We start from the raw sequence: 18,348 nt of genomic DNA on the forward strand, positions 1-18,348 counted from the left end.
ATTTTTGCCCTAATTTTAAGATTTTTTCTTCATTGTTCTAAGAGTCGAAGCAGCTACTTTAATTTTCATTGAAGATCCATCTTCAAGTTTAATACGTATACTTCTGAGATTAGGCAGTGATCTTTTTTTATTTTTATTATTCGCGTGACTTACATTGTTTCCTACCATTGGTCCTTTGCCTGTGATAAAACATTTTTTTGCCATAATATTACCTTGTTTGAAATTTTCTTTTGTTTGCATTAATCTCTAATTATATTAAAAAAATCTTCAAAGCCAACTTAAATTCAGCATATGAAAAGAATTTTTTATATCTCAAGTTGTTTTTTAAACCTCTGTGTCATTTCTAATTTTTCTACAACAGTTATTTTGGTTGGAATTTTATAATTTGATAAATACTTTTTACAATGTTTCCTGATGATTTTTTTTAATCCAATTTTATCATTACAATCCAATATTTTTGAATCCAAAACAACTTTTAATCCAATGCTTTGTCCGGTAATAGGATTAGACTCTCCATAAACCAAACAATCAACAATGCCTTCAATTTCAAGTACAACTCCCTCAATTTCTGAAGGTAAAACTTTCTCTCCCCCTACATTGATGACTTCTTTTATCCTACCAATGATTTTAATGTATTCTTCGTTGTTTTCTATTAATGTTTCAACGATATCGCCAGTTTTAAACCATCCATCTTCAAAGGAATTATTTGAAGCATTGAGATAACCCAATGCTTGTGTTTTGGATTTTAGCCATAATTCGTTATTGATTATTTTATATTGGGTGTGTGAAGTATCAATTTTTATAAAGCCTTCAGTGGTTTTTGAATTTTTTGTTTTTATTGCATTTGTTTCACTTGTCCCAAAGCTTTGTTTGAATTTTACAAATGGAAGAGATTTTTTTAAGTTTTTTAGGATTTTTTCAGGCATTATTTCTGAGCCATGAATGATCATTTTTAGTGAGCTCAAGTCATATTCTTCAAGCACCCCACTTAATAGCAGTAACTTTAAAAAAGTTGGAGAAGCTGGGAGGATTTCAACATTGTGTTTTTCAATGAGTTTGCAGACTTCTGAAGGTGTTCGTTTTTTAGGGATAGTGAGTGTTCCGCCAATAGCAAGTTGATTGAAAAGCACATCAATACCGGCTATGTGATCAAGTAAAAATATTCCTGCAGTGTTTGTTGGATTGGGTATTTTTTGTGAGTATGAATCTAGCATTGAATCAAGATTATGCACTATCCCTTTTGGTTTCCCTGTGCTTCCGGAGCTAAAAAGGATGAGTCCACTTGTTTGTTTTTCTTTTAGATATTGGATAAAAGGATGAGTATTCTTTTGAAGTTTGGAGATTTTATCTTTAGTGATGATAAATTCAATAGGAGAGTCTTGTAGATAATGGTTTGGATTTTCTGGATTTAAAGGAGCAATAATGCATTTTTTTATGCTTAAAGACAATAGTATAGCTATGGATTGAAAACTATAATCACTTATGAGGGCAACTATGCTTTGATCTGGTATTTCTAATGAGTAAATTGATTGTTTGATTGATTCATATAAATTTGCGTAGGTATACTTTTTATCTTTATCAATGATAGCAAGAGAGTCTTGATAATTTTTTAATCTTTCAAAAAATGGATGTTTTATGACACTTTGCATAAAACATCCAAAATATCAAAATCGCACTCAAAAAAACAATAAGTAGAAAAACTATCTACCCCCCCCCCATATATGTTGTTGATTTTCTGATTTTTTTAAACCTCTGTGTCATTTCTAATTTTTCTACAACAGTTATTTTGGTTGGAATTTTATAATTTGATAAATACTTTTTACAATGTTTCCTGATGATTTTTTTTAATCCAATTTTATCATTACAATCCAATATTTTTGAATCCAAAACAACTTTTAATCCAATGCTTTGTCCGGTAATAGGATTAGACTCTCCATAAACCAAACAATCAACAATGCCTTCAATTTCAAGTACAACTCCCTCAATTTCTGAAGGTAAAACTTTCTCTCCCCCTACATTGATGACTTCTTTTATCCTACCAATGATTTTAATGTATTCTTCGTTGTTTTTTTGAAATGTTTCCACCAAATCACCAGTTGCGAAATATCCCTTATGGTCAAATGCAGGTTTTGAGGTATTGAGATAACCCAATGCTTGCGTGTCTGATTTGAGGTAGAGCTGGTTATCGAGGATTTTATAAGCAATTCCTTCTAATTTGAAGGAATTTTGTGAAGTTTTTGTCTGAATAATGCCTATTTCTGTAGTGCCAAATGTTTGATGAAACCTAACTTTTGGGAATGCAAGTCTGAGTTTGTTTAGGAGTGAATCTGGCATTTGTTCTGTTCCGTAGGTGATGATTTTTAGTGAACTCAAATCATAAGCTTGATAGACATTACTCAAAAGAAGCAAATTTAGGAGTGATGGACTTGCTGGTAGTAGAGAAATTTTATAATCTTGAATGATTTTAGCCAATGCTTGAATATTTTTTCTGTCTTTTATCCCCACACCACAAGCTCCAATCGCAAGTGTGCTAAAAAGAGTATTGAGTCCACCAATATGATCAAACATTAAGAAAAGTAAAATATACATAGATTTTATTTTTTTATTTAGATAAGAATCTAGTAGTTTGTCAAGATTATGTAGGATCGCTTTTGGTTTACCTGTCGAGCCGCTTGAAAATAATATCAAACCACTTTTTTTTTCAAGATTTTGCAAAATTGGATTTTTTTCATATTTTGTATTGAGTGTTTTAAATATTCCATTTTGATAAAGGAGATTAGCTTTTGCCTCATAAAGCTTCAAATCAATTGTATTGTCATTAGTCAGAGGGGTAAGGATAAGTCTTTTTTCAATCCCAGCCAAAAATAGACTCAAGCTATCAATATCATAATCGCCAATAAGACCTATTATTGATCCTGATTGGATTTTTTTCAAATATTGAAGTTTGTTCTTTGTGTGTTCAAGTAAGGTTTGATAACTATAGGATTTGCCTTCGTAAATGAGTGCTTGTTTGTCTTTAAAGGTGGTGAGTTTTTGTAAAAATGGATGGGTAAATTCAGCCATTTATTCCCCCAAGATAGAGTATTTGACCTGTGATAAAATCACTTTTTTCGCTGATAAAAAACTCAATAGCATTGAGTACATCTTCAAAAGTTCCAAATCTTTTGATAGCTTGTCTTGAAAGTAGAGCATCCATTTTTTGTTTGGGGACATTTTTTATCAAATCTGTTGGTACGGGAGTAGGTCCAATTGCATTTACTGTTATTTCAAAAGGAGCGAGTTCTTTGCTAGCTACTTCTGTTAAATTCACAATGGCTGCTTTTGAAGCTGCATAGATTGCTTCTCCTTCTAGCCTTAAAGGTGTAGCGACTGTGGTAAAATTGATAATCCTAAAGTGTGCGTCATTGCCTTCTTTTTTGAATTTAGAATGATTAACACTCATAATCTTTGCACATTCTCTGATGAATAAAAAACTCCCAAATACATTTGTAGAAAATATATTTTGTAAGGTTTTAAATGGTGTCAAAAGGAGGTGATTCATAGAAGCTATGCCAGCATTATTGAGTAAAATATCAATCTTGCCAAATTCTTTTTGTATCGCTTTTGTCATCTTAACGACTGCTTTTTCATCACTTACATCTAGCTCAAAATGCTTATAATTGGGATGATGTATGCTGGATTCACCCCTTGAGCATCCACATACAATATGCCCTTTTTGCAGATAATACAAACTCAAGTCTTTTCCGATCCCTTTTCTTGTCCCTGTGATGATAAAGATTTTTTTCATTGGCAGGGAGCTTGAGTGGTTTTTTCATCAATGAGTTTTGAGATATATGCACTTAAAGTACTCACATCTTTGAAGGGTGAACTTCTTTGGCTCATAGCTTTTTCATCAGCTATGGTTATATCAATCCCCATTTCATCACTCAACCCCATTTCTATATCTGATATGAGAGAAACCAGAGCCAAAGAGTCTAAATTGCCATCAACACCATAAATTTTAGTGTTTTTATTAGGTTGCTTGAGCAATTCATTTTCAAGCTCATCGCTCAAATTTTGCAGGGATTGATAAATAAGATTTTGTATTTTTTGTTCTATTGGATTCATATTGCACTCCTTATTTGATTTGGTTAAAAACATAGTTGAAAATATTGCTACTTTGATAGCCATATTTGATATGCATAGCTTTGACGCGTTTATTTTTTATCACATCTACCCATAGATAGATATATTGGATATTTTTTTTCTTCATATCTTGATAATATTTTTCCATCAATGCAATGATTTCAAATGGCATGGCTTCAAGATTGAGTAGATAGTTAAAATGAGCTGTTTTGGCATTGAGAGTATAAATACAATAGGCTTTGATGATGGAATCCTCTTTTATGACGATTGCCTGCTGATTTTTTAGGAGTTCAATGATGGTTTTTTTGTCTGGTAGATGGTCAAATCTGATGTCAAAATCTCTATATAAGCTTTGATGGATAAAATCCAAATCGTTTTGAGTAGCATAAAAAATATTATTTGGTTCTGGGATAGGTTTCATTTTTAATTGAAGATTTTTAGTCTGGATTAGCATTTTTTCATATTTGCCTTCAAGTTTAAAATATTTTTGAATGATATTTTTTAGATTTGATTCTAATTCGCCTTTTTGGACAATGTGAAGACTTAGATTGTCAAATGGAAGATTTTTAAGTGTTGTGTCAAAATCCTTTAAATCTGAAGTGATGAAATACATTTGATAAAAAGATTCAATCAATTTGAGGAAAATCAATGTTTTTTGTGTTTGGCTCAGGAGGAGTGGTTTTTGAATTGGGGAAAAATAGTTAGTATAAATGCAGTTATGTGGGAGATTTTGCTTAAAACTACAAATTTCATTTGGATTCAATACCTTCATTAACATATCTTTTCTTGATAATAAGGAAGGTAAATAGGGTTATTTGAATATTTTTTTAATGCCCCCCCCCCCAAGCCTTTTTCTTCCAGAAGCATATAAATATTATTTTTGTTTAAAAGCATAGAATCTGTTTTGATTATAGGATTGTTAAGTTTGTATTCTGTGATAATATATTCAGTTTGTGATATTTTTATTTTTGGCTTAGGCAGTATGCCTTTGGTGTCCATACTCCTAAGGAATGCACTGATTTTTTCTTTTCCCCATTCAATATCTAAGAATCCATCATTGGGGAGTTGATTTGATTTTTTTGGTTTGATATCAGAATATGGCATTGGGTATGTATTCAATTTATCATTGAGTAAATTTTGTTTGATTTGTAAAAATGTTTTTATACCTAATTGCATAAGGTTTTTGATGAGCTTGAAGCTTGTGATATCATCATCTAGCTGGATATTTTCTTGAATGATGATATTCCCACTATCAATATCTTCTGTGACTATATGCCAAGTGATTCCTGTTGTGCTATCTTGATTGTAAATGCTCCAAATGGGTGCATTGACACCTTTATATTGAGGAAGAAGAGCATTATGAAAATTGATGATCTTGAAATTATTTTTTGAAAGGATAACAGATGGGAATATATAATTGTTGTTAGCACTAATGATGAGGGTTGGAACATTGATTGTGGATAAAAAATTTGTGATCTGAAGAGAATCTTTGAAATCTTTATAAAAAATTTCTTTTTTTTCACAGAAAGTTTTTAGCATACAAAAATAATTGGGTTTATAAGAAATTACTTCAATAAAGGATTTGAATTCAAAGAGATGTTTCAAGATTTCTAAAGCTATAGTTCCTTGTCCCATCAAGATTATTTTTTTATAAATCATATTCAAGCTATCCTTCAAAGAGGAAAAAATAATTGTTTATTATTCAACTTTCCTATTTTTTGATGGCAAATTTTATACTAAAAGGTTTTAATATCTTATTAAAAAATTTCCAAATCATAAAATGAGGTTCCTAGGGTTTTGGGATTTTATATATCTATAATGGTTTTTTGTTTTTGACGATTCCTTTGATAGCAATTCTATCAAGCTTTCCATTTGCATTTAAGGGCAATTTTTCAAATAAAATATATTCTTGAGGTAGCATATATTTGGCTATTTTGTTTTGGAGATGTTTTAAAAATTGTGTTTTTGATATTTTGTTTGAAGATTGATAGCACAGGATGATTTTACCTTCATCATACACCACACATACTCCTTCTATAGCATCAAAATCTCCTAATGCAAGCTCAATTTCTCCAAGTTCTATACGGTAACCATTGTGTTTGATTTGTTGGTCTTTTCTGCCTGTGAGTATGATATGTCTATCAGCAGTATAATAACCCAAATCACCTGTTTTATATACCCTATCTTCATATTTTTGATGTAGAGGGTTTTGAATAAAAACTGAATTTGTTTTTTCCAAATCATTATAATAACCTAGTGAAAGACAGCTGCCACGAACACAGATTTCACCTATTTGATTTTTGGAAGTAATTTTTTGGTTTTGCATATCAAGTAAGAAGATTTGAGTATTTCTGCAGGGTTTGCCTATGGGAATGGGTTGTGTACTATCAAAATCTTTTTGGATAATATGATAAGCACAAATATCTGTGATTTCACTAGGTCCGTATAAATTCCCAAAGGTAACATTTGTGTAATGGGATTTAAAATACTCAAGCACTTTTGCATTCATTGCTTCGCCTCCAAAAAATATTTTTTCTAATTTGGGTTTGCATATTTGAAGTAGGTTTTGATTTTGGATAGTATTTAAGATAGAAGGTACCCAATAGATGTAGTTGATGTGTTTTTCTTCTAAGAATTTTAGGCTTTCTATAGGGAAGATGAATTTTTCTTCAGGGATGAGGATGAGGGTATTGCCTATACTAAAAGTGGGGTAGATATCAAAGAGAGATTTATCAAAATAAAAAGGTGATTGATTGCCAATAATATCATCAGGTTTAGGACAAATCTTATCTTCATTCAAAATCCATTCAATATAATCAATAATAGAACGATGAGATACTACTACTCCTTTTGGGATACCTGTAGAACCTGAAGTATTGATAATATAAGCAGGGTCTGTATCGATCCTAGATTCAAAATTAGTTTTAATTGGCTGAATTTTTTGGATCAAATCTTCAATCAATAAAATCTTTTTATTTTCAATAATACCTTCTAATTTAGATTGATTGACTTTATCGGTGATGATAAAATCAGGATTGATATTTTCTAAAATAGATTTTAATCTTTCTTTAGGGCTTTTAATATCCAAAGGCATATAAACATTTCCAGAAAGTAAAATCCCTGCTATAGATAAAAGTGATTGGATATTTTTAGGGAGGAAAATGGCTATAGGCACACAATCAATTTTTAAGCCTACTAGATATGTTGAGATATAAAGAGAAAATTGATAAAAATCTTTAAAATTTAAGCAATCAGAAGTATCCTCAAATCCTATTTTATCGGGATATTGTTGGACTGTTTTTTCTAAATATTCAATGACATTGATTTTCACTGGTTTGCCTGTTTTTCCCTTTTTAGGATAAAAAATACCCCTCATTATACCATATCAACTTAGTAACCAATATTACTCTTGCCTCCATCAAGAATAATATTTTGACCATTTATCCAACCTGCAGACTCAGATAATAAAAATTCGATTAAGGAAGCCACATCTTCGCATTTTCCATCTCTAGTAGGAGATGGCTTTAAATTATTTTGATGCAGGTGTGTATTGCTTGTAGTGAGTATATTCCCAAGTTGGATAGAGTTTACCCTTATTGTGTCGCTAAGCTCATTACAAAGAGTCCTGCTTAAAGAGTCTAACCCAGCTTTTGTGGCAGCATAAATACTTGAACCTTTATATCCTCTGATAGCAGAAATACTTGAGATTAAAAGGATATTTTTAAGATAAGCTTTGTTTGTTTTTTTGAGTAAGGTTTTGATGATTTCACAACAAGAAAAAAAGTTAATATTGAAAGTCTCTAGGCTTTGAGTATAATCAAAGTGTTTTATAGCACTAAAATCTGCATACCCTGCACAATGGATAAAAGAGCTTATACCCCCCCCCCCTCCCATTTAGAGATTTTAGAAATTCATTTATGATAATTTTAATGTTTTGTATTTCTTTGAGATCTAATAGGAGTATTTTGTGATTTTTTTGATTGTGTAATGTTTGAAGGGTTTGTTGAAGTTTTAAGTGATTGCGTCCGGATAATAGCAACGAGTGATTTTTAGACAAGGTAAGTGCGATTTTTTTGCCAATATCTGAGCTTGCTCCATTCAGGAGTGTATAATTCATAAAGCAACCTTTTTTTCATGAACATAAGTTTTATCTAAAAAATCTCTTGGATAGGGATTTTCAAGCATAAAATCAATGTTTTTTTCAATAGCCTGAGTGATGATTTGATAAGAGATAGATTCTTCTATTATTTGGATTTGACTCCCTCCTAATTTAATTTTTTTGATCGCATTGAAGTTATCAAGAGTAGTATTAAGGGTATCATCTTTAAAGGCTTCTACATTTGCATACCTTACGGGTAATATAAAAGTATCTTGATATGTTTTATTTTCAAGGATTATATTCCCTTCAAAGGCTTTATCATATCGATATGGTACTTCAAGCATACGTTCAATATAGTGCGAATAGGTGAAACAATCACACACGCGGTTGCCAAAGAAGATAAATTTTACATCTTTTTTATGATGGAGTTTATCAAATAGGCTGTTTTTTCCACAAGAGTGTTTACCGATATCAAAAAGTCCTTTATCTTTGCCTATGATAGAACATGATAGCAATGGATCTATAGTTCGTCTTGCTTGAGGGAGTTTTCTAAAATATTCGCTAAAAATGCCCATTGGTGATTTTGTATTTTGATGATCAAAATCTTCTTTGGCACAGAAACTAAAACTAAAAGTAGGTACAATCAAGTTCGCAACATTCAACGAAGCAAAAATATCAAAAATATGATTCAAAAGTTCTTTTTTGCTCAAATCCGTATTAGGCATCCCAAAATTTAGCTCAGAGTGTATGAATAGATAATCACATTCATTAGCTTTTAGTTCTAATAAAGCATTATGAATATCATTTTTTGTTATCTTTTTGTCTTTATGGGTAAAAAGGATTAGGTTTTTATCTAGCATATATTTTAGCCTTTGGAGAATTAGATTTTTGATTCAAGTGCTATACCCCCCATCAATAATAAGTTCTTGACCACTTATCCATCTTGAATGGAGTAGAAAATTTACCCCTTCTGCAATGTCTTGACATTTTCCTTCTCCGAGTGGGTATTTTTTGAGTGTTTTTTGTTTTTGTTCTTCATTGTAGATGAGTGTCCCCATTTTTGTCTCAAAAATAGTTCCAGGAAGAATTGAATTGACTTTAATATTTGGAGCAAGTTCTAAACTTAGACTTTTCATATAGGCATCTAAACCTGCTTTTGTTGAGGCATAAAAACCATCTCCTACCTCACATTTTTGACTCGAAATGCTAGAGATAAAGATGATATTTTTAAGGTTTTCTCTTGCATTTTTTTTGAGGAGGTATTTATTGATAGCCATTGCAGAGTATAGATTGACATTGGCACAATCAAGCATTTCATTATAATTGAAATTCTTTGCATATGAAACATAATTAATCCCTGCACAATGAATAAATCCTTGAATTTTGATTTCTTTGAGGAGATTTTGTATTGATTTTTCTGTGGATTGTATATTTGATAAATCACAAGTGAGTATCTTGTGATTTTGAGGATTATCTAGGCTTTGTAATGTAGATTTTAACCTATCATTATCTTTGGCACATAGGATAAGAGAATAAGAATGTGCAAGATTTGCAGCAATCGCTTTGCCAATCCCAGAGCTTGCTCCTGTTAGAAGCATATAAGTTTGCATTATTGTTTCTTTTTTTGAATTATTTGTAATAAATCACCTATTGTTTTGGCTGATTTGATTTCATTGGTGTAAAGGACAATGTTGTATTCTTTGTCCAGAAATGTTATTAGGGTGATTATACTTAAGCTATCCCAATCCTCAAAATCTTCTAACACATCAGTGTCATTGATAGATTCTGTATCAAGTATATCTTGAAGTTTCATGTAGATTTTTTCCATTTTATTTTCCTTTTAGTTGAAGTTAAAATATTCATTTTTGCCGATAATTTGAGCTGGGTTGCCAAAAGCGATACAATCATCCTTTAGACGTTTGAATACAATGCTACCTGCTGAAATTTTGCAGTTATTCCCTATTTTTGATTTTGGAAAAATGATTACATTTGGACCTAAAAAATTCCCATCCCCAATGGATGAAAATCCTCCAAATCCACAATAAGAATTGATTGCATTGTAGCTCCCAATTATGCAGTCATGTCCTATTGCACAAAATCCATTGATTATATTTGCATTGCCTATTTTAACATTAGAAGCTATTGAATTGAATGGTGTTATCACATTCCCCTCTCCAATATTATTAATATTAGTAACAAAAGCTTTAGGAGAAATCAAGTTATAAAATTTAACACCCTTTTTTTTCAGTAAATGATAAATTTTATACCTGGCAATAGGATCTCCAATGGTTATGGCAACAAAATCATTTTCCTTAAAATCATAATCATCATAATGTCCCATAAAGAATCTTTCTAATCCATAAGGCTTAAGATCATTGCTAGTAGAAAGAAAACCTTTGAAAGAAATATCTTTATGTAAAGCCATCACATCACATAAATATTCATAACACTCACTGCCAAAACCACCAGCACCAATAAAAATAATTTCTTTCATTTTTTATCTTTTAGGGTAATGAGGTTTATGGATGGGATAGACTCAAGATCCATTATAATTCCTGAAAGTGTGAGTCCCACACCAAATCCACCAAAACAGATTTTTAAATGATTCTGATTGAGTTCATTTTTTAGATTGAAACAAATATTAAGAGGTATAGTGATACCACTCCCATTCCCAAAATTTTCAACAATATTATTGGGCATTTTTTGATGAGGGATTTGAAGTTTGTCAGCTAGTTTTTCTAACATAAATTTATTGGGTTGGTGGAAAATGAAATAATCAATTTCTTCTTTCATAAGGCCTGCATTTTTTAGCAATGAATCTACCATATCAGGAACGTATTCTTGCACAAAGCTAAAGACTGAGGCTCCTTCCATTTTTAAATTATTCAGACTCCTGATATTGCCATCTTCATCTTCAAAATCTTTGGCTGTTTTATCAGTACTTGGAAGTTTGAATCCTCCTGCAGGGATGGAGATAGAAAGGGCATTTTCTCCAAAAGTCTGGTTGAAACAAAAGATTTCATTTTTTTGCTCACTATTTTCTATAATAGTAATGCTTCCCCCATCTCCTACAAGCGGGTAACTATTACGATCTTTTGGATTGACCTTATGGCTCAAAATATCAGAATTAACAATCGCTACTTTTTTTATGCAGGGATTTTCTAGCATAAAAAAGGCTTGGAATAATCCCTGAACAAACCCAGCACAACCTTGATTGATATCAAAACATAAAATATCTTTTTTCAAACCAGTTTTGTGTTGAATGATAGTAGAAGTTTGTGGGATTATATAATCAGGCGATTGGGTGATATAGATGAGTACATCAATATCTTGAGGTGCAATGATTTTATTTTCAAACAGAAAAGAAAATCCTTCAATGATAAAATCTGAGGCAAGTGTGTTTTTTGAAGCGATGCAGTGTTTGTTGTATCCCATTAGTTCTTTTAGGATTTTTGATTTTTTTGGAGGAAAATTATAGTTTTTTATCTCATCATCAAAAAAGCTTTCATTTTCAGGGAGTATAGTTGTGATTGATGTGATTTTTTTGCCAAAAAAGTTGAAATTCATTTTCGACTTTCTTTTATAAGTTTGCTTATATCTTCAAGGGTATTAAAGTATTTTGGAGTGATTTTGCTCCCATCAATAGAAATACCAAATTCTTTGTCAATAGCTGATACTAGAGAAATGATATCAAAAGAGTCAAAAATGCCATCATTGACAAATTCTATATTGTCTTCAAGGGGTTCTAGGTCGGGTCTGAGATCAAGGATGATTGCTTTTATTTTTTCTTCCATTTTTATATTTCCTTATTCATTTAATTTGTATGGCTAACTTCAGTAAGGTTCTTAATACTATTGAGTTAGTCAAGACTTTGTAGTTATTTTCAATGATTGTTTTTAGTATGAAAGTAGTTTTGTGTGCAAGGAAATTCAAATGTCTTAAAGGCTTAAGATCATTGCTAGTAGAAAGAAAACCTTTGAAAGAAATATCTTTATGTAATGCCATCACATCACATAAATATTCATAACACTCACTGCCAAAACCACCAGCACCAATAAAAATAATTTCTTTCATTTTAAGCACACTGTAATAAGATAGAAGAAGTATGAATAGAGAAAGAAAGAGAAGCTTTATGAGGTTTTAGTTTGTTATGCCCCCCCCCCCATTGAGATTTTTTAGATTTTAAGAGTTCTTCTTCAAGTTGAAGGATATTTTTACTCCTTTCTAAAATCCGTTTAGCTGGAATACCAAAATAAATCCCCCATTCTTTTGTGGGTCTATTGATAAGGCTAAACACTCCTACACTGACACCTTCTGCAAGGTTTCCACCTGGCAAAATAATACTATTACAACCAAGTAGGGAATGTTTTTGTAATCTGATTGTTTTTGAGCTGATTTGCCTATATTTTTCAGGAACACAGGGTCCTATAAGTCCATTCCCTGAAAAGTCATCGCTACTACCCAAGATTTTACATTGGATGCTTATGCCTGCAAAATCCTCAATAAATATACCTTCTTTTTTAGCCATCACAACGCTTCCTGTAGCAATATGAACAAAATTACCTATAGTGACATATCCAGAAATGATTACAAAATCATCAATACGGACATTATTGCCAATACTGATTTTTTCTGGATTATAAAAGCTTGCTTTTTTACTTAAAAAAATATTATTACCAATAGATTTGAATCCTAAATGTTCAAGTTCTTTTTTTGTGTAAAAACTATCCATAAACTGCCTATATTTTTGCTAGCTATTATACCTCATTAGAATTAAAGTTTCAATATATGAACAATTTAAGAGAAGGGTGATTTTAAGATTTTTATGATACCTGTTTTCTTTAGGATTTGTGAGATTTTTGATTGTGATATTTTTTGTCTGATACATAGCATTGAAGTCATTTGTTTGTAAGCAAAATCATGATTTTTGAACCAATGTTCATTTTTTCGCCGGTTTGCTTTAGAAAAATCTTGAGAAAAAATATTATCAAAAAAATTCATCAAAGCTTTATATTGTTTGTCTGGATAATCAGTTGGGGAAAATGCAGGTTCTTTTAAAATATTTTCAAATAATGTGTTGTTATTATCTATTTTGATGATTGTTTTGATGGCTTTATCAAAATCATTAGAATCCAAAATATTTATAAAAGCTTTTTGATTTAGCCCCCCCCCCCATAGCAACTTTTTGATCTCCCCAATAAATAGGGATTGTTTGAGCACCAAAGGCTTGAATAATTTTTTCGGTGCTATAACCATTAGCAGAAGAATTTTCAAATGCTATTGAGAATTTATAATCTTTCATGAATTCATATTTAGAAGTTGAAAAATCACCATTAATGATTGGCAAAGTTCTGCCAATGTTGTTACGATATGAGCCTGCACTATCGACTTTTTTATATAGGCTTAGTGCTTCAAAAAATTCTTCACGTAATTTGGAACTATCAGAGTGAGAATAAATAAAATTACAAAATTTAGTTTTATTTTTAAAGTTTTCTTTTGTGATAAGGTGTTTGTTGCGAGCTCTATATAAATCTTTTTCATATATCAGATAAAGCGGGTATCTGATATATCTATCTTCAAAATCTATATGATGAAAGCCAATCGCATAATCACATACATTAAAATCAGGACAAATATTTTCACCTGTAAAAAATATCCTTATACAATCATATTTTGTGTGTTCATACCCGAAGACTGAATAAAGGATATAATCAGGATTTTCATCTTCTATGACATTATATTTTTTGCGTAAGTGTTTGATAAAATAATTTTCATCAAAATTTTCATTTCGCCACCAATCTGTTATTTTAATTTTTATGAGAGGTTTGATTTGAGTTCCTTGATGATTTTATCTTGTGTGTTTTTATCCAATCCGATATAAATAGGCAAACAAAGGATGCGATTGGCTATGTCTCTTGATATAGGGCATTCATTATTTTTCAGAAACGGAAGGGTATCAAGACTTGGATAAAAATACCTTCTTGGAAAAATATTTTGATTATTTAGGGCATGAAGGGTTTTGAGCAGTATTGTTTCATTTTCAAAAAGAATAGGGAAATAGTGATGATTGTTATTTGAGTTTTGATTTTGCTTTTGGAAAGAAAAATGATCTTTGAGGTTTGAGTAATAATAATCCCAGATTCTTTGTCTTTCTTGCAGGATAAAATCCATTTCTTCTAATATGCAAAGACCCATAGCAGCGTGGAATTCACTATTTTTTGCATTGATACCAAGCGTGTAGGGTAGGGAATTTTTCAGACCAAAATTAATGATTTCTTTGGCTTGGCTTATCATAGCCCAATCTTGGCATACAATCCCCCCACCTTCTATAGTGTGAAAAAGTTTTGTGGCATGAAAGCTAAGGGTTGAAATATCTCCATAATTTAAAATATTTTTTTCTTTATAATTGACTCCAAAAGCGTGTGCAGCGTCATAGATGATTTTGAGTTGGTGTGTTTTTGCAATTTTTTCAATCTCTTCAACTTCGCAAGCATTACCAAAGACATGTACAGGCAAAATAGCTTTTGTTTTCTGATTGATTTTTGATGCAATCTTTTTAGAGTCTATACAGAAAGTTTTTTTATCAATATCGCAGAATTTAGCTTTAAGTCCTTCCCAAGATAATGTTGAACTTGTAGCTACGAAGCTAAAAGGAGTTGTGATAACCTCATCTGTAGCTTTTAGTCCTATGAGTTTGTAGGCAATTTGTAGTGCAATAGTCCCATTGGTGACAAATAAAATATGAGGGATTTTGAGGTATTCGCATAGTTTTTCTTCTAGTAATGTAGAAAGAGGACCGAAATTAGTGAGGTGATGATTTTTCCAAATACTATCAAGATATTGGTGGTATTTTTTTATATCAGGTAGGTAGGGTTTATTGACATTGATGTGCATAAATATCCTTTATGAGTCAAATGATAAAATTTTAAAAAATTTGATCATAAAAATTCACTATTAGTGATGTCTAGACTGAGTTTATTGAGTGTCCGATTGAAGCTATCATTCCTGCATAGTATAGGGCATTGGGCACAATTAATTGATTCATAAACTTCGCGGATTCTAGCTCCACGCCATATTTCTTCAAGCGTTTGTTCTTTGAGGTCACCTAAAAAGTGTTTGTCACTCTGCCTGAAATGTAAGCAAGCCCAAACTTTAAAATCTGCACTGATGACAGTGGAGAAAAACATCCCATGGCATTTATCATAACCTCGATAAGAAACATCACTCATCTCTTTATATTTTTGATAACTTGCTACGATTTTAAAATCATCACTCTCATATTTTTTGCGGAGTTTTTCTAAAATAGGGAGGATATCTAAAGTATTACCTGTAAAAGGTCTGAATTGTGCAAAATCCGCACCTCTTTCTTTGACTAGTTGCACAAAGGGTTCCATATCTTTTTGTGTGAGTTCAGAAGTGAGGAAACCTACCCCAAAGCTTGTTTTAGAATTTAGCTCTTTTTTGATTCTAGAAAATAAAGCAATATTTTCAAGTGTTTTTTCAAAATGATGTGGTTTCATCCCATGAATTTTTCCATACATTTCAGGACTGCCTGCATCTAAGCTTATCCTAAAATATTCAAGGTTGCTCGCGATGATTTTGGCTTTGTTTTCATCTAAATTCATTCCATGTGAGTTCAGACCAATATTCATCCCTGCTTTTTTGATGAGTTCAATAGCATATTCAAAATAAGGGCTTACAGTGGGTTCACCTCCTCCAGACAAGATGACGCCTTTATTGTCAAGACTTTTTAGACCTTCTACCACTGCTTCTACTTGTTCTTTTGAGAGTTCTGCATTATTTTCATTATGTCCACAGCAACCAGGGCATCGATGATTGCATTTATTTGTTAAATCCAATTCTGTCACTATCAATGTTTTATGAAAATTAAAAAAATAATCAATCTTGTTAGAGTATTGAAGTATTTTTTCATCAGAATTGAAATTATTGATTTTTTTCATTTTTGCTCCGTTATCTTCTTATCTTCCCTTGATTTTTATACATATTTTATCAGATGGATAAACTTGATTGATGAATATTATAAAGATACTCCCCATAACCACTTTTTTCAAGTATTTTTGCTCTTTTTTTTAAGAGGATTTTACTAATCCAGCCGTTATTATAAGCTATTTCTTCTATGCAAGCAATTTTATAGCCTTGTCTGTGTTCAATGGTTTGGACAAAACTACTTGCTTCAATTAGACTATCGTGAGTTCCGGTATCCAACCAAGCAAATCCTCTGCCAAATATTTGTACTTTGAGTTTTTGTTTTTGTAGGTAGTATTTGTTGACATCTGTTATTTCGAGTTCACCCCTAGTGCTAGGTTTGATATTTTTGGCTATTTCAATAGCAGTATTATCATAGAAATAAAGTCCAGTGATTGCAAATTTGCTTTTAGGATTTTTTGGTTTTTCTTCTAAGCTGATGACTTGATTTTTATTATCAAATTCTACAACACCAAATCTTTCAGGGTCTTTTACGGGATAAGCAAAAATAGTTGCTTCTTTGTTGAGTGTATTTTCTCTGGCATTTTCAAGCATTGGATATAGACCACGTCCATAAAATATATTGTCCCCTAAAATAAGGGCGATATCATCTTGTTTGATAAAATCTTGTGCAAGAATAAGCCCTTGTGCAAGACCATCAGGTTTTTTTTGGATACAGTATTGTATGTCCATCCCTAGCCAAGATCCATCCGCAAAAATATCTTGAAATGATGAAATATCTCTAGGAGTGCAGATGATGAGTACTTCTCTGATTTTTGCGAGCATTAGGATTGATAGAGGATAATAAATCATAGGCTTATCATAAATAGGTAGGAGTTGTTTGGATAGTGCAAGGGTTGTTGGATAAAGTCTTGTCCCGCTACCACCAGCTAAAATAATGCCTTTCAAAGAGATCCTCCAGAAAACTGAATTTGGGTATTTTAGCTTAAAAATTTTGATAATCAAATTAATGTTTTTACCAACCTTTTAGATTTGTCATATATTTTTTTATAGAACTTGATTTTTAGGAAAAAAAGAGGTTCTTGTTTTGATAGTTTTTTTAATCGATAAAAAAATGTTTGTTGTTTATATATATCAATGATTGTTGAAGTGAGCTGATTGAAAAATTCTTTCGCAAAAGGTGTGTGGACTAAATAATAAAACCATAGATCTGATTTTGGAATATTTGGGTATTTCCAAGGTTTTTTATTTCCATCATAATGGATTTGAATAGGGTTTATGCGAGCTTGTGTGATTTCTTCTTCAGGGTAAGTCACAGGAGTTAATTTTTCCCATTTTTCACCATATCTTTGCCACATTGTGTGGCTTATCATATGTCGTAAACTCAAGCTCTTTATGTAAGGATAACAGACAATATTGAGTATATCTTGTTCAGGTTGGATGAGTTTGTGGGCATTTTTGATGGCATAATCAATCATTTTTTCTTCTATTTTGTCTTTGCGTATTTGTTTGAGGTTTGCGATAAAGTATCCTGCACCTATCCCATTCATTATAGATTCTAATTCAATTTTGCTAAATTTTTTATACCCTTCTTTCCAGCCTGTGAGAGGGAATATATTATTTGGATTGGTTGATTTGATGCCACTTAAGTAAATTTTTTCATCTGTATTGAAAGCTAAAAAACTTTCTTTAACATCATCTAAAAAAATCACATCAACATCACTGATGATTATTTTCTCATATTGAGGGAAGAGACTTGATGCGACTATTTTATAAAAGATTTCTTTGGCAAAATGGTGTTTTGTAAGTATGTTATTCCAAAGATTTTCGAAACGATCTGTATCTTGGATAAGTTTTAAAGAAGCGAATGCAAAAGGAGTGAAAATTTGTTGGAGTTTTTGTATTTGAATTTGTGAAATATCATTATGAATGACATAGAATCTATATTCTATATTTTCATATACCCCCCCCCCCATTTAAAGATTTTTTGATATTTTCTAATAGCGAGTAGAATGCTACTGCTGCGGGAATAACATAATGTGTGTCAAAGCAAAACATAAGTGGGATGATTTGTTTTTCTTTCATAGGATTTTGAAGACCTTTTGTTGAATTTTTGAGAGTAAATATTTTTTGTATTTTAGCTTAAAAATTTTGACAAATATTTTAAATAAAGAGGA

At 31.3% G+C, this 18,348-nt stretch carries 25 protein-coding genes; all 25 read right to left on the reverse strand.

Features of this window, described 5'->3' with window-relative positions; translation table 11 throughout:
* Positions 1–15 precede the first annotated feature (15 nt).
* Complete coding sequence (rpmB, locus tag BKH44_RS05535; RefSeq protein ID WP_095270985.1) at positions 16–204, reverse strand: 50S ribosomal protein L28; 189 nt, start codon at positions 202–204, stop codon at positions 16–18.
* A 101-nt stretch (positions 205–305) separates the two neighbouring features.
* The gene (locus BKH44_RS05540) at positions 306–1,649 is read right to left on the reverse strand and encodes a fatty acid--CoA ligase family protein (protein WP_095270986.1); all 1,344 of its coding nucleotides are present in this window, start codon (positions 1,647–1,649) and stop codon (positions 306–308) included.
* A gap of 55 nt (positions 1,650–1,704) precedes the next feature.
* Positions 1,705–3,063, reverse strand: a complete 1,359-nt coding sequence (locus BKH44_RS05545) for a fatty acid--CoA ligase family protein (protein ID WP_095270989.1) — start codon at positions 3,061–3,063, stop codon at positions 1,705–1,707.
* Positions 3,056–3,787, reverse strand: coding sequence for an SDR family oxidoreductase (locus BKH44_RS05550; RefSeq protein ID WP_095270990.1), 732 nt, complete (start codon positions 3,785–3,787; stop codon positions 3,056–3,058). The genes BKH44_RS05545 and BKH44_RS05550 overlap by 8 nt, the downstream gene beginning before the upstream one ends.
* Entirely contained in the window at positions 3,784–4,098 is a 315-nt protein-coding gene (locus tag BKH44_RS05555; RefSeq protein ID WP_095271148.1) for a hypothetical protein, read from the reverse strand. Before BKH44_RS05555 ends, BKH44_RS05550 begins: the two co-directional genes overlap by 4 nt.
* A 19-nt stretch (positions 4,099–4,117) precedes the next feature.
* Positions 4,118–4,897, reverse strand: a complete 780-nt coding sequence (locus BKH44_RS05560) for a hypothetical protein (RefSeq protein WP_095270992.1) — start codon at positions 4,895–4,897, stop codon at positions 4,118–4,120.
* Positions 4,897–5,784, reverse strand: coding sequence for a formyltransferase family protein (locus tag BKH44_RS05565; RefSeq protein WP_095270994.1), 888 nt, complete (start codon positions 5,782–5,784; stop codon positions 4,897–4,899). The genes BKH44_RS05560 and BKH44_RS05565 overlap by 1 nt, the downstream gene beginning before the upstream one ends.
* Positions 5,785–5,938: 154 nt before the next feature.
* Complete coding sequence (locus BKH44_RS05570; RefSeq protein WP_095270997.1) at positions 5,939–7,501, reverse strand: AMP-binding protein; 1,563 nt, start codon at positions 7,499–7,501, stop codon at positions 5,939–5,941.
* A gap of 14 nt (positions 7,502–7,515) precedes the next feature.
* Positions 7,516–8,019, reverse strand: coding sequence for an SDR family oxidoreductase (locus BKH44_RS05575; protein ID WP_095270999.1), 504 nt, complete (start codon positions 8,017–8,019; stop codon positions 7,516–7,518).
* Entirely contained in the window at positions 7,961–8,242 is a 282-nt protein-coding gene (locus tag BKH44_RS08715) for a hypothetical protein (RefSeq protein ID WP_143428310.1), read from the reverse strand. The genes BKH44_RS05575 and BKH44_RS08715 overlap by 59 nt, the downstream gene beginning before the upstream one ends.
* The gene (locus tag BKH44_RS05580; RefSeq protein ID WP_095271002.1) at positions 8,239–9,084 is read right to left on the reverse strand and encodes an AAC(3) family N-acetyltransferase; all 846 of its coding nucleotides are present in this window, start codon (positions 9,082–9,084) and stop codon (positions 8,239–8,241) included. Before BKH44_RS05580 ends, BKH44_RS08715 begins: the two co-directional genes overlap by 4 nt.
* A 33-nt stretch (positions 9,085–9,117) precedes the next feature.
* On the reverse strand, positions 9,118–9,834 hold the full coding sequence (locus tag BKH44_RS05585) for an SDR family oxidoreductase (RefSeq protein WP_095271005.1): 717 nt from the start codon (positions 9,832–9,834) through the stop codon (positions 9,118–9,120).
* The gene (locus BKH44_RS05590; protein ID WP_095271008.1) at positions 9,834–10,052 is read right to left on the reverse strand and encodes an acyl carrier protein; all 219 of its coding nucleotides are present in this window, start codon (positions 10,050–10,052) and stop codon (positions 9,834–9,836) included. Before BKH44_RS05590 ends, BKH44_RS05585 begins: the two co-directional genes overlap by 1 nt.
* 12 nt (positions 10,053–10,064) lie before the next feature.
* A complete protein-coding gene (locus BKH44_RS05595; RefSeq protein ID WP_095271009.1) occupies positions 10,065–10,718 on the reverse strand; it encodes an acetyltransferase in 654 nt (217 codons plus the stop codon).
* Positions 10,715–11,791, reverse strand: a complete 1,077-nt coding sequence (locus BKH44_RS05600) for a ketoacyl-ACP synthase III (protein ID WP_095271012.1) — start codon at positions 11,789–11,791, stop codon at positions 10,715–10,717. The genes BKH44_RS05595 and BKH44_RS05600 overlap by 4 nt, the downstream gene beginning before the upstream one ends.
* Positions 11,788–12,018, reverse strand: a complete 231-nt coding sequence (locus BKH44_RS05605) for an acyl carrier protein (protein ID WP_095271013.1) — start codon at positions 12,016–12,018, stop codon at positions 11,788–11,790. Before BKH44_RS05605 ends, BKH44_RS05600 begins: the two co-directional genes overlap by 4 nt.
* Positions 12,019–12,034: 16 nt before the next feature.
* A complete protein-coding gene (locus BKH44_RS05610) occupies positions 12,035–12,298 on the reverse strand; it encodes a hypothetical protein (RefSeq protein ID WP_095271015.1) in 264 nt (87 codons plus the stop codon).
* Between the two features lies 1 nt (position 12,299).
* Entirely contained in the window at positions 12,300–12,956 is a 657-nt protein-coding gene (locus BKH44_RS05615; protein ID WP_095271017.1) for a hypothetical protein, read from the reverse strand.
* A gap of 65 nt (positions 12,957–13,021) precedes the next feature.
* A complete protein-coding gene (locus BKH44_RS05620) occupies positions 13,022–13,405 on the reverse strand; it encodes a hypothetical protein (protein WP_180674120.1) in 384 nt (127 codons plus the stop codon).
* Entirely contained in the window at positions 13,350–14,054 is a 705-nt protein-coding gene (locus BKH44_RS09015; RefSeq protein WP_095271021.1) for a glycosyltransferase family 10, read from the reverse strand. The genes BKH44_RS05620 and BKH44_RS09015 overlap by 56 nt, the downstream gene beginning before the upstream one ends.
* Positions 14,039–15,118 (reverse strand): DegT/DnrJ/EryC1/StrS family aminotransferase, encoded by a 1,080-nt coding sequence (locus tag BKH44_RS05630; RefSeq protein ID WP_095271022.1) that lies wholly within the window; start codon positions 15,116–15,118, stop codon positions 14,039–14,041. The genes BKH44_RS09015 and BKH44_RS05630 overlap by 16 nt, the downstream gene beginning before the upstream one ends.
* 44 nt (positions 15,119–15,162) lie before the next feature.
* Positions 15,163–16,185 (reverse strand): radical SAM protein, encoded by a 1,023-nt coding sequence (locus tag BKH44_RS05635; RefSeq protein WP_095271025.1) that lies wholly within the window; start codon positions 16,183–16,185, stop codon positions 15,163–15,165.
* A gap of 49 nt (positions 16,186–16,234) precedes the next feature.
* Positions 16,235–17,119, reverse strand: a complete 885-nt coding sequence (rfbA, locus tag BKH44_RS05640) for a glucose-1-phosphate thymidylyltransferase RfbA (protein ID WP_095271151.1) — start codon at positions 17,117–17,119, stop codon at positions 16,235–16,237.
* A gap of 53 nt (positions 17,120–17,172) precedes the next feature.
* Complete coding sequence (locus BKH44_RS05645; protein WP_095271028.1) at positions 17,173–18,147, reverse strand: glycosyltransferase; 975 nt, start codon at positions 18,145–18,147, stop codon at positions 17,173–17,175.
* Positions 18,128–18,256: a glycosyltransferase family 8 protein gene (locus BKH44_RS08720; protein ID WP_143428311.1), complete on the reverse strand. Its 129-nt coding sequence runs from the start codon at positions 18,254–18,256 to the stop codon at positions 18,128–18,130. Before BKH44_RS08720 ends, BKH44_RS05645 begins: the two co-directional genes overlap by 20 nt.
* Positions 18,257–18,348 lie beyond the last annotated feature (92 nt).

It is taken from the genome of Helicobacter sp. 13S00477-4 (genome assembly GCF_002272785.1).
Classification (GTDB): Bacteria; Campylobacterota; Campylobacteria; order Campylobacterales; family Helicobacteraceae; genus Helicobacter_J.